The 10976-nt window shown below is 63.8% G+C and carries 11 protein-coding genes; 7 read left to right on the top strand and 4 right to left on the bottom strand.

Annotated elements, in window-relative coordinates; translation table 11 throughout:
• Positions 1 to 1458, bottom strand: a 1458-nt coding sequence (locus tag FN369_RS04880; RefSeq protein ID WP_374728758.1) for a YncE family protein, incomplete at its 3' end; no start/stop codon positions are given.
• A 230-nt stretch (positions 1459 to 1688) separates the two neighbouring features.
• Between FN369_RS04880 and FN369_RS04875 the strand changes: the two genes are divergently transcribed.
• The 3 genes from FN369_RS04875 to FN369_RS04865 all read left to right on the top strand — a co-directional run bounded on the left by FN369_RS04875 (position 1689) and on the right by FN369_RS04865 (position 4982).
• The gene (locus FN369_RS04875) at positions 1689 to 2321 is read left to right on the top strand and encodes a DNA-3-methyladenine glycosylase I (RefSeq protein ID WP_178087681.1); all 633 of its coding nucleotides are present in this window, start codon (positions 1689 to 1691) and stop codon (positions 2319 to 2321) included.
• A gap of 297 nt (positions 2322 to 2618) precedes the next feature.
• Entirely contained in the window at positions 2619 to 3860 is a 1242-nt protein-coding gene (locus tag FN369_RS04870; RefSeq protein WP_142525076.1) for a glycosyltransferase, read from the top strand.
• Positions 3861 to 4295: 435 nt separating this feature from the next.
• Positions 4296 to 4982, top strand: a complete 687-nt coding sequence (locus FN369_RS04865) for a hypothetical protein (RefSeq protein ID WP_150003893.1) — start codon at positions 4296 to 4298, stop codon at positions 4980 to 4982.
• Between the two features lie 76 nt (positions 4983 to 5058).
• On the opposite strand, the gene FN369_RS04860 is transcribed toward FN369_RS04865, so the two are convergent.
• Positions 5059 to 5613 carry a GNAT family N-acetyltransferase gene (locus FN369_RS04860; protein ID WP_142525074.1) on the bottom strand — a complete coding sequence of 185 codons (555 nt, stop codon included), beginning with the start codon at positions 5611 to 5613 and terminating at the stop codon, positions 5059 to 5061.
• Between the two features lie 994 nt (positions 5614 to 6607).
• On the opposite strand from FN369_RS04860, the gene FN369_RS04855 reads away from it, so the two are divergent.
• From FN369_RS04855 to FN369_RS04840, 4 genes are all read left to right on the top strand, one after another.
• A complete protein-coding gene (locus FN369_RS04855) occupies positions 6608 to 6826 on the top strand; it encodes a hypothetical protein (RefSeq protein ID WP_142525073.1) in 219 nt (72 codons plus the stop codon).
• A 97-nt stretch (positions 6827 to 6923) separates the two neighbouring features.
• On the top strand, positions 6924 to 7772 hold the full coding sequence (gene bufB, locus FN369_RS04850; protein WP_142525072.1) for an MNIO family bufferin maturase: 849 nt from the start codon (positions 6924 to 6926) through the stop codon (positions 7770 to 7772).
• The gene (locus FN369_RS04845; protein WP_178087680.1) at positions 7717 to 8652 is read left to right on the top strand and encodes an HvfC/BufC N-terminal domain-containing protein; all 936 of its coding nucleotides are present in this window, start codon (positions 7717 to 7719) and stop codon (positions 8650 to 8652) included. Before bufB ends, FN369_RS04845 begins: the two co-directional genes overlap by 56 nt.
• Positions 8653 to 8718: 66 nt before the next feature.
• Positions 8719 to 9252 carry a phosphate-starvation-inducible PsiE family protein gene (locus tag FN369_RS04840; protein ID WP_142525070.1) on the top strand — a complete coding sequence of 178 codons (534 nt, stop codon included), beginning with the start codon at positions 8719 to 8721 and terminating at the stop codon, positions 9250 to 9252.
• Here FN369_RS04840 and hypE read toward each other — a convergent pair.
• Positions 9249 to 10295 carry a hydrogenase expression/formation protein HypE gene (hypE, locus tag FN369_RS04835; RefSeq protein WP_142525069.1) on the bottom strand — a complete coding sequence of 349 codons (1047 nt, stop codon included), beginning with the start codon at positions 10293 to 10295 and terminating at the stop codon, positions 9249 to 9251. The genes FN369_RS04840 and hypE overlap by 4 nt on opposite strands.
• Positions 10292 to 10976 (bottom strand): hydrogenase formation protein HypD (gene hypD / locus FN369_RS04830; protein WP_142525068.1); only part of this gene is annotated, 685 nt, incomplete at its 5' end. The genes hypE and hypD, both read right to left, overlap by 4 nt.

Genomic DNA, 10976 nt, shown 5'->3' with positions numbered 1-10976 from the left:
GCGGAGCTCCGCCGGATCCGGCAACGGGAGGGAGAGGAGCCCCGCCCGGGTCCGCTGCCAGATGTACTGGTTCTCTCTCCGCTCGTTCGCCCCCAGGGGCTTCGCTCCCAAGGAGCGCGGAGGGCGCCAGCCGCCCGTGTTGGGTCCGGCCGGACTCTTGGCATTGCAGACATAGAGCCAGCGGCCGTCCCCACCCACCGCCACCGAGCTCGGGTACCAGCCGGTCGGGATCAGTCCGATCAGCTCGGAATCGGGATCCCCCTCCCCTCCCATTCCCTGGGCATGGCCGCCAAGCCGGACGACGGCGACCGCGTTGGTCCCCCCGCAACTAACCAAGAGCAGCCGACCGTCGCGCGTGAGCGCTAGGCTGTTCGGGTTGACTCCTTTTAGGGATTCCGAGCCAGCCGGACGGAGGTCGCGGGGCGCCACGAGATCGATCTCCTCGAGGATCTGGTCCCGCTCGGTGTCGAGCACGACCAGCGTGTCGCTGTTGTCGCAGGCGACATAGGCGCGTCTTCGCTCCGGAACGGCCAAGAGTCGGTTCGGTTGGCCGCGGAGCGCAATCCGCCCACAAACCCTCAGGGCGTCCGCTTCGATCGCGAGGGCCACCAGCTGGCGGTCGCGCACACTGGAAACATAGGCCTTCCCGCTTCCCGACCAGGCGACCCAGAATGGATACTCCCCTCCGGGGACTCCGGCCGCATTCGCGGCGATCTTCCCAGGCCGAAGGTCGAGCTCCGCGATCTTCCGCCAGCGAAGAAGATCGACCAAGCTCACCGAGTCGTTGGCCCAATTGGCGACCAACAGCCTCTTTCCTCCGGGATCGATCGCGAAGCCCGCCGCAATCGGCTGGGTTCTCAGCCCGTTGCCAGCAAGATGCCCGAGCCGTAGGGGAGGGAGGGACTCCCGCCACTCCGACCCCTTTCGGGAGTAGGCGCGGATGCAGTCATCGACGCCTCCGGAGACATAGAAGCCCTTCCCGTCGGGACGCCAGGCGATACCGCAGAAGGAGTTGGGCAGGGCGATCTCCTGGAGCTTCCGCGGCGCGCCTCGGGCGATGTCGAAGAGAAAGAGATGCTCTTGGGAGGCTGCGGGAATCGGTTTTCCCCGCTCATCGAAGAAACGGTTATATCCCGAGGTCAAGACGAGCAGCGTGCGGCCGTCGGGCGAGGGAGCGAGCGAAACGGCCTGACCGACACGCCTCTCCGGGAGATCCCGCTCTTCAAGCCGGAGCTCTTCCCAGACAGCCCCACGGGCCGCCTGCGGTTCGATCCGCTGCCCCGTCGGGAGCTCCTCACGGGCTCCCGCCATCCATGGAAAAGCCAGGAACGCCACCAAAAGAGATCCAAAGCTCCTCCCGAGACGAAAGATCCCAGCAGCGGCGGTCCGCCCCAGAGCGGCGGAGGCCCAAAAGCGACCCATTCCCTCTTCGGCATTCCAATGGGATAGAGACCGCATGGAAAAGCGCCAGACCCGGCCAAGAATAGGGGAGGAAAGCCGCCAAGCAAGGCGGAACTGCCAGCCGACATCACATCCTAACAAAGGGTCGGCCAAAGAACAAAGAAGAGAGGCCGACCGGACTCCGTTCGCCGGTGAAGTGGCAAAAGGAAGGCTTTGTGCCTCTCTACTCTATCCTCCCCAAACGCGGGCTGGCGGAGGAAAACAAGTCGCGGTACGGAAAGAGAATCGTGTCGCCAAAGCTCGTGCGCTGTCCCTGGGCGGAGGGGGATCCCCTCCTCGCCGACTATCACGACCGCGAGTGGGGAGTGCCGGAATTCGATCCGCGCTCGCTCTACGAAAAGCTCGTCCTCGACGCCTTTCAGGCGGGCCTCTCCTGGCTCCTCATCCTGCGCAAGCGGACGGCGTTGCGGGAGGCATTTGCAGGCTTTCATCCGGAACGGGTCGCCCGCTACGGGAGGCGCGAGATCGAGCGGCTGCTAGGCAACCCGGCGATCGTCCGCAGCCGAGCCAAGATCGAATCGGCCATCCGGAGCGCCCGCCTCTGGATTGAGATCATGGAAAGAGAGCCGGGGGGCTTCACCCGCTTCGTCTGGAAACATGTGGGGGAAACGCCCCAGATCCACCGTTACCAGACCCCGGAGGAGGTCCCGGCGCAGAGCGAGCTGAGCGGGCGGATGTCCAAGGAGTTCCGGAAACGGGGCTTCTCTTTTTGCGGTCCCGTGATCCTCTATGCCTTTGCCCAGGGGATCGGGATGGTCAACGACCATCTGGTCGGCTGCCATCGCCACGCCGCCTGCGGAATCGGCCGACTCCCGGAGAGGAGATCCGGATCCTTTCCCAATCGGCGGCCGATCGGGTAAGATCGCCTCCGCTCGAACGGGAACCGGGCCACGTCCGCCGGATCGCCTTCTCTTTCCCGGGCTCTCTCTCGTACCGATGGGGGGATCGTCGGAGGCCGCCGCGGGTCCTATCCGCTTCCCTTTTCCTCATTGCCCAAAAGGCCCTTTCGAGCGGAGCCGAAAGCCCGAGACCTCATCTTCGGCTTTGCGCATGACGAAGGGCTTGCTCTTTTCCAATGGCGATGGCAAAGCCTCTGCCTTCGAAGGGATTCGAAGCTTCCCGCGCGCGAAGTGAGTCCCAGCTTTGGCAAGGAACCGATGAGCTTTTCGAACCTCGACCTCTGGCTTGGAGCGATCCCCCCGCTCGCATGGACCGCCGTCTTCCTCGATCCCTCTTGTCCCTGGAAACCCTTCTTTTCCCCCCGCGTTCCGGATACCGGGCGCCGACTTCCCCGGGTCCGCATCCTGGTTCCCGCCCGCAACGAGGAGGCCGTCCTCCCCCAGACCCTTCCCGCCCTCCTCCAGCAGGACTATCCAGGCGACTTCGATCTTCTGCTCATCGATGACCGCTCCCAAGACGGAACCGGAACCACCGCCCGATCGATCGCGGCCAAGCTCGGCCTTTCCGAGCGGCTCCAGGTCGTGGAAGGCAGTTCCCTGCCCGAAGGCTGGACCGGTAAGCTCTGGGCGCTCGAGCAGGGCTGGCGCCAAACCGAAGACCGGTCGCCGGAGGAGTCTCCTTGCGAATTTTTCCTCCTCACCGATGCGGACATTCTCCACGGCCGCGACTCTCTCCGCACCCTTGTCGAGGAGAGCCTCCGCTTCGGTGGCGGCCTCAACAGCCGGATGGCGAAACTCCACTGCCGCTTCCTCCCCGAGCGCCTTCTCATCCCCCCGTTCCTCTTTTTCTTCTCCCTCCTCTACCCGATGCGGCGGATCAATCAGCCCCGCAGCCGGAGAGCCGGGGCGGCGGGGGGCTGCATCCTCCTCTCCCGGCGGGCCTTGCAGCGCTTGGGAGGCTTTCCGGGCCTCCGCGGAGAAATCATCGATGACCTCGCGCTGGCTCGGGCCGTCAAAGGAGCGGGCTTCCCGATCCACTTTTCTCTGGCCCAGCCCGTCTCCGCTTCCGGGGAGCGACCGGGCTTCGATACCGGTGTCGAGAGCCTGCGGAAGTATCCCACCTGGGGCTCCTTGTGGAAGATGGTATCCCGCTCGGCCTTTGCCGAACTCCGCTACTCCTGGCTTCGCCTCTTGCTCACCCTCTGCCTTCTCTTCCTCTTCTTCTCCTTCCCTCTCCTGCTCTGCCTGGAGGGGCTCTCTTCCCTCTGGCAAGGATCCCATCCCGAGGGACTCCTCCGGATCGGGCTCGGGCTGGCCGGCCTGATTCTCCCCTCCCTTCTTTTTCTGCCGACGATCCGCTACTTCGGCCTCCCATGGCCCTGGAGCGCCACCCTCCCCTTCTCCGGGCTCCTCTACGGACTCATCACCGCCGAATCGGCCTGGCGCCACCTCCGCGGAAAAGATTCCGGCTGGCGGGCAACCCCCGATGTCCTAAGCTAAGCCTTCTTTCCTCCACCACGCCTTTCGGAGGCCATCCGCTCCCCAGGAAACCACCGACTCCCTTGTGGATCCAAAGGGGAAAGCCCCATGCCTGGATCGAGGAAGCCTGGACGAAGTGCCGATGGGAGCGCCCTGCGCCGCGAAGAGCGAGCTCGCCTACAAAACCGATATGCGCCTCTTTCTTGGACCCTGCGCACAGGAGCAAGGGGATCCCCTTTCGTTCACTCGCGCCGAACCATCCCGTGGCAAAGGGTGGCCTTGACCCTCTCTACCCTTGTATGGGGCGTTCTTGATCTCGCCGCGACTTCGGCCGGTAGTCCGGCAACGGCCAAGCCGGCCAGGCCGCTTCGCTGGCTGTTCGCCGGGCCGGCCATTGCGGCGCTGGCGGCAGATGCCAGCGGAGCGCGCCTCCTCGCGGGCTCGCAACCGTTCCTTATGAGGAGACAGCCCCTTCGGGAAGTGCCTGCGGACTGGAACGCGATTCCTATCCTCTCCTGCAAGAGCCTCGGCGAAATCCAAATGGCGCTGGCGCCGGGCGCGCTCGATCCGAGCGTGCGGGGCATTTTGTACGACGTGGAAAAGTGGCGATTTACTCCCGTGGAGGAGCAACGAGCTCCCGCCATTTCCATGAAGCGGGCTGCCGCGGCCGTCCGCGCACGTGGCCTGCTCTTCCTCACGGCCCCCGCTGTCGATCTCGTTCCGGTGTTGGCGCCCGATTCCGGCCGAAAACGGCAAGACGAGACCTATTTGCGCCTCGGGCTGGCCGCCGATGCGGCACGTTACGCCGATGTCTTCGATATTCAGGCACAACGTTTCGAGTCGGATGCCGCTCGGTATGCCCGTTTTGTCCGGGAAGCCGCGGCGCAGGCGAAGCGTGCGAATCCCAAAGTCCTGCTGCTCGCTGGGCTCAGCACTCAGCCGGGTGGCCAATGGGTGACCGTCGACGATATCCTTCGTGCCATCGAAGCGACGCGCGGCATCGTAGACGGCTACTGGTTCAACATGCCAAAGCCCTCGGCCTATTCGCCCCGCGTCACCGATTTCCGTCCCGACATTGCGATTGAGGTACTCCGTCGCCTCGCGGGACGATCCTGGCCCGCACCGGACGGAGCCGATCGTTAGCGTTTTCGGTCGGAAACAAAAGCAGCTTTTTCCCTGGAGACGCTGCCCCGTTCCGGCGGTGCATGGGAAAGCTCGGCTAAAAGCCGGCGGTTGTCCTTTCTTCCGCTAAGAGGCCATAGACCAGGAGATCCTCAAAGCAGCCGCGAATTTTCAAATGCTCCCTAAGGCAACCTTCCCATTTCATCCCGAGCTTCGCCAACATTTTCAAGGAACCGGTGTTGGTGGAGACGCAATAGGCAGAAACCTTGTGGAGCCGCAAAACCTCGAAGCCATGATGGATCGCCCCTGCACAAGCTTCGGTTCCATAGCCTCTCGACCAGTATGGTCGGCCGATCCAGCAGCCGATTTCGGCCCGTTGGTGGAGCGGCTCCAAGAAGAGGAGGACCGAACCGATGAACAGGTCTTGGTCGCGGAGAACCACCGCGAGGCTTACGCTCTTCCCCTTTTTCGTCATGGTGATGTGTTCGTCGAGCCAGGATGAGGCCGACTGGACGCTCTCCGGATAGGTGATCGGTCGCGTCGCCCAGGAACAATCGGGATCCCCAGATAGCATCCGCACTCTTTCTAGATCCTTTTCCTCCAAGGGCCGGAGGTAGATCCGCTCAAGAACCATCGGCAAGGAAGACTCCATCGGTTTGCGCCTTTCCGCTTTCCTGTGAGAAAGCCTGGGGGATCGGACTCCAGCGATCCCGCTGAGCGGGCGGCGAGAGGCGAGGATTGAGCCATCGGCCACCCGTCTCCTTCCCCAGGGTTCTCCTCGACTCTCTCCCCTAGGTCGCTTCCTCGACCGGACCCTCCCGGCTCCCCATGCACTAGATAGCCCACCCGAGGAAGCCGAGCAATCCTCCGGACTCCAACCCTCGGATCCGCTCTTCCAGGGCTTTCCACGGAGGCGATTCCAGGCTGGGATCCGAACCGATCTTCCAACAAGAGAACCGGTCTTCTCAAAATGGCCCGCATGCGATCGGAAAAGACACAACGCCCCTTCCCTCCCCTGAATTGCCCGATGAGATCGAAGCAGCAGCCGCCTACGCGAAGCTCATGGGCGTCGGCTCCCGGGATCCGCAACGAGGAGCCGCCCTCTTCCGATCCTTCCCGCCCTCCTCCAGCAGGACTCACTCCAGGCGGCTTCGATCTCCCGCGGATCGACGACCGCTCCCAAGACGGCGCCGGAGCCGCGGCTCGGTGGATCGCGGCCAAGCTCGGGCCTTTCCGAGCGGCTCCAGCGAGTCGAAGGCAGACTCCTCCCCGAAAAGTGGCAAGCCCTGACTTTCGCCATGGGACGAGTGGCGGGAGCTGCTATCTGGATTGTGGTTTTGATTGGGATTTCGCACAAACCTTTCCCCTCGGATGCGCTCGAAGACTCCCTCGTTCGTCGCCGATCGGATCCCCATCCCGCTACATCGAAGAAACTCCAATCCTTCCTCTCCGCCGTTGCCCTGCACCCCCATTTGACGAGCTCTCGAGCTCCCAAAAACCAAGCGCTCCCTTCACTTGTTTCCAACAAATTCACTTGCCAGCAATGTGCTGAATCCGTAGAGGAAGGTAGTTGGTTCAATAGCCCCGGCCTAGTTGAGGGCGACGGGAGCCGTTGCGCCGCACACACATCTAGGGAGGAAAACAATATGAAGCATCGTAGCATTGCTCTTCTCACGGCTGCCGCTTTTGCCGGCCTGTTCGCGGGATCGGCCCTGCGGGCCAGCGGAGCCAACCTTACCGCCGAATCGGGAAGCCCGCATGCCAAGATGACGGCGGAAAAAGGAAGCTGCAACCAGTGCAGCGGAAAGAAAGAGAAGAAGAAAAAGAAAAAGAGCAAAGAGGGAGAGGAGAGTACGCAGGACTAGGGCTCCCTCTCTTCGCTTCGAATGTTTCTCTATCTGAAGGCAGGCGGCGTTGAACCGCCTGCCTTCTTTTCGTTCTGAACGCTCTTCTCTCGCCTCTATGCCCATCAACCGATTCAATGCCTTCTCCGGATATGGCATCGGCATCGGGCTGCGCGTGCCTCACTACGACCAGATCCTTCGGGAAAAAGCCATGGTCGACTGGTTCGAGCTCCTTTCAGAAAATTTCCTCGCTGAGGGGGGGCGGCAGCGGAGGGTTCTCGACCGGGTCCTGGAGCAATACCGCGTCGTCCTCCATGGCGTCGGCCTCTATTTCGGCTCCGCCGAGCCGCTCGACCGCGATCACCTCCGGCGGATCAAGGCGCTGGTTCGGCGCACTGGAACGCCCTGGCTCTCCGACCATCTCTGCTGGGGGAGCGCCGACGGCCGGTACAGCCACGACCTCCTTCCGATGCCCTTCACCATGGCCGCCGCCCGCCACACGGCCGCGAAGATCCGGCAAGCCGCGGATTTCCTCGAAGTCCCGGTCTCGGTCGAAAACATCAGCAGCTATGCGGAGCTAACCTTCTCCACCATGACCGAATGGGAGTTCCTTTCGGAAGTCGCGGAGCTGGCGGATTGCGGGATCCTACTCGACGTGAACAATGTCTATATCGTCAGCCAGAACCACGGCTTCGACCCGCATGTCTATCTCGACAACATCCCGCACGAGCGGGTAGCTCAAATTCACATCGGCGGCCACAGTCGATTGGCCACCCACATCCTCGACACCCACGATCAGCCGGTCGCCGATCCGGTCTGGAAGCTCTATGGCTACGCCATCCGCAAGCTCGGGCCCACCCCCACCCTTCTCGAGTGGGACGACCGAATCCCTCCGTTCGAAGAAGTCCATCGTGAAGCCCGAAAGGCCAACCGCTTCCTCGCATCTCTCGCCCCGGCCCAACCTTAAGACGGTCCATCCCAACGCGGATACCGTCGAGGGTCTGCGGGAGCTCCAGCGCCTCTTCTTCTCCGCGATCACCCGACCGCTCGGTCCAGATGGACGAGCAGGAGGGAAGAGCGCTCCGGACCTAGAGACAGCCGCCCTGGCAGCACGGCTCATCCGGCCCGGCGCAAAGCAAAGCCCCCTCGATCGGCTCGAGATCTACCACCGCCAATACTGGATCCGTCTCCAGCAAGCCTTTTTCGAAGACTTTCCCGGCCTTTGGAATCTCCTGGGACCGGAGCGCTTCCGCGGGCTCATCGAAGCCTATCTCCTCCGCTACCCTCCCGACTCACCACTCCTTCGAGAGGTGGGCTCCCACCTCCCCCGCTTCCTACGGGAAGAGCCCGATTGGGCCGCTCCCTTTCCCCATCGGCTCGTCCTCGACCTCGTCCGCTTTGAATGGGCGAAGATCGTCACCTTCTACGCCCGGGAGCTTCCACTCCCTCGAAAGGAAGAGATGACCACCCGGGAGATCCGGCTCTTCCTCCAACCCCACCTCGTGCTCCTCGACCTGCGCTACCCGGTCGAGCGATGGGATCCGGAAGGTTCCTCTTCCGCGCCTGCGGGCTCCCCGATTCCCCTCTCGCCCGAACCTCGCCAGATCGCCCTCCATCGACAGGGAGAGACCGTCTACCACAAGCTCCTTTCGCGCGAATCCTTCTTCCTCCTCCGCTCCTTCCGCAAGGGCCTTTCCCTTCTCGAGGCTTGTGAGCGGACCGCAGAAAAGTTTCCCGATCTTCCGCCGGAGCGCTACCACGAGTGGCTGCGAGAGTGGTCCTCCCTCGGCTGGTTGACGACTAGGACCGCCGATCGGAGTCGATCCTTCGGCTCCAAGACTGCTTGACCTCCGGGGCTTTGTCCGTTTTGGTCTTGGCAGCCCCGTTCGTCCGCCGGACGACGGGAACGGACCATGAAACTTCCCGAAACGCCTCTTCCTCGTTGGGAATTCGGACAGGGGATGGCGCAAAAGGCCCTGCTCCGCTTCTTCCGCATCGCGGTCGCCGCCGCCTTCAACCTGATCATCCTCCTGCTGCTCTGCGGCTTGGGGATCGAAATCGCCCGGAGCCTCTGGGAGCTCGCCCCTACCCTGGTCGGGGCGGCCCCAGGTTGGAGCTTCCGGGACCTGGTCGGACGGACGCTTTCGCTCGTCGTCCTCCTCGAGCTCCTCCGCGCCTTCGTCGAATACTTCCAGTTCGACCGGATCCGTCTCCATGTGCTCTTGGAAGCCGCGGCGGCCTTTGTCCTCCGGGAGCTCATGCTTTCGCTCTTCGACGAAAAGATCTCCGGAATCAACATTCTGATTTGGAGCCTCGCGGTCGTCGTCCTCGTCCTCGGCCGGACCATCGCCCTCTTTTCCCCGCCGCTCCCCGGAAGTGCTCCGAAGCGACTGCTCCCGGGATCGCAGCCGAGGGAGTCGGAGGGAGAGCGGGAGTCGGCTTCCTAGCAGATCCGGGGGAGCTGCTCTCCCGGGAGGAGAGGAAGCGGCCGCCTGCCGCCGATCCTGCTCCACAGAAGCGCCTTCCCCGGATGTTCCTCTCCCACCGTACCGATGACGGCGGCCTTGGGCCAGCCGCTCCGCCGGAGCTCGGCGAGGGCCTCCTCGGCGATCTCCGAGGCAACGACCGCAAGGAAGCGGCCCTCGTTTGCCACGTAGAGCGGATCGAGGCCCAGGATCTCGCAAGCCGAGCCGACCTCCTCCTCCACGGGGATCTGCGCCTCTTCGACCTCGATCCCCTTTCCCCCCTGCTGGGCGGCCTCCGCAAGCACCGTGGCCACTCCTCCCCGCGTCGCATCCCGAAGAAAGTGAACCCTGCCGCCGAACCGCTCGAGCAGGCGCAGGACCGATCGATGCAAGGGGGCGCTGTCGCTTTTGATCGCCGATTCGAAGGAAACTCCCTCCCGCACGGAGAGGATCGCAATCCCGTGGGCACCCACCGGCCCGTTGAGGAGGATCCGGTCGCCCGCTTCGATCCGCCGGGCTGAGACGGCCGCCTCCGGATGGAGCTCTCCCACCCCGGTCGAATGGAGAAAGATCCGGTCGCCCTTCCCTCGCTCGACGACCTTGGTATCGCCGGTCACGATCGCCACCGAGCATTCGTCGGCCGCCTGACGGATGGAGCAGAGCACCCTCCAGAGATCGCCGACCGGCAGTCCCTCTTCCAGGATGAGCCCGAGCGCTAGATAGCGCGGGCGGGCTCCACACATCGCCAAATCGTTTACTGTCCCATGGACCGCGAGCCTCCCGATGTCGCCGCCGGGGAAGAAGATCGGCGAGACCACGAAGCTGTCGGTCGTGATCGCGATGCGGCTCCCGACGCTCACCACCGCTCCGTCATGGCGTTCGTCGAGCACGGGATTGGAGAAGAGCCCGAAAACCGGTTCGAGAAGCCTTTGCATCAAGACGCCCCCGCTCCCGTGGCCCAACTGGATCTCGGAGAAGTCGAGCTTCGGGAGCGGACAGCCGATCGCGTCGGAGGATGGATTCATGGAGGGGAGACGGAGAGTTCGGCCCCGCCTTCACCGGAGCCGACGCCCACAAAATGAAAATAGGCGGCGCAGGCTCCCTCCGACGAAACCATGGGAGCTCCCTTGGGTGTCGTCGGGGTGCACTCCCTGCCGAAGAGCGGACACTGGGGTGGCTTGAGAACCCCCTTGAGGATCTTCCCGGCCTGGCAGCCGCTCCCTTCGAAACTCCGCTCCGAGTCGAGAGCAAACTTCCGCCGGGCGTCGAAGGCCTTCCACTCCGGACGGAGATCGAGCCCGCTGCCGGGGATCGTTCCGATCCCCCTCCACTCCCGGTCGACCTTCTCGAACATCTCGGAGAGCAACGCCCGGGCCAGCAGATTGCCTTCGCGGCCGACCACTCGTCCGTAGGCATTCTCGACGATCGCCCTTCCTTCCTCCAAGAGCGTCACCAGCTGGAGGATCCCCTGGAGGAGATCCAGAGGCTCGAAGCCCGTGACCACGATCGGGGTCCGATGGCGAGCGGCCAGCGGCTCGTACTCCTCATAGCCCATCACGGTGCAGACATGACCAGCCGCCAGGAAGCCGTCGATCCGGCAATCCGGATCGGCGAGCAGCGCCTCCATTGCGGGAGGAACGAGTACATGGGCCGAAAGGAGCGAAAAGTTCGACAATCCCGCCCGAGCGGCGTGGGCGACCGCCAAC

The organism is Methylacidimicrobium cyclopophantes, from assembly GCF_902143385.2.
GTDB lineage: Bacteria > Verrucomicrobiota > Verrucomicrobiia > Methylacidiphilales > Methylacidiphilaceae > Methylacidimicrobium > Methylacidimicrobium cyclopophantes.
This window is presented reverse-complemented; position numbering and strand designations above follow the sequence as displayed.

Bases quoted from the DNA above. Each gene is read 5' to 3' on its own strand.
- FN369_RS04865 (WP_150003893.1), top strand. From the start codon at position 4,296: ATGAGGAGACAGCCCCTTCGGGAAGTGCCTGCGGACTGGAACGCGATT.
- FN369_RS04855 (WP_142525073.1), top strand. From the start codon at position 6,608: ATGAAGCATCGTAGCATTGCTCTTCTCACGGCTGCCGCTTTTGCCGGC.
- FN369_RS04840 (WP_142525070.1), top strand. From the start codon at position 8,719: ATGAAACTTCCCGAAACGCCTCTTCCTCGTTGGGAATTCGGACAGGGG.
- FN369_RS04870 (WP_142525076.1), top strand. From the start codon at position 2,619: ATGAGCTTTTCGAACCTCGACCTCTGGCTTGGAGCGATCCCCCCGCTC.
- FN369_RS04860 (WP_142525074.1), bottom strand. From the start codon at position 5,613: ATGGAGTCTTCCTTGCCGATGGTTCTTGAGCGGATCTACCTCCGGCCC.
- bufB (WP_142525072.1), top strand. From the start codon at position 6,924: ATGCCCATCAACCGATTCAATGCCTTCTCCGGATATGGCATCGGCATC.
- hypE (WP_142525069.1), bottom strand. From the start codon at position 10,295: ATGAATCCATCCTCCGACGCGATCGGCTGTCCGCTCCCGAAGCTCGAC.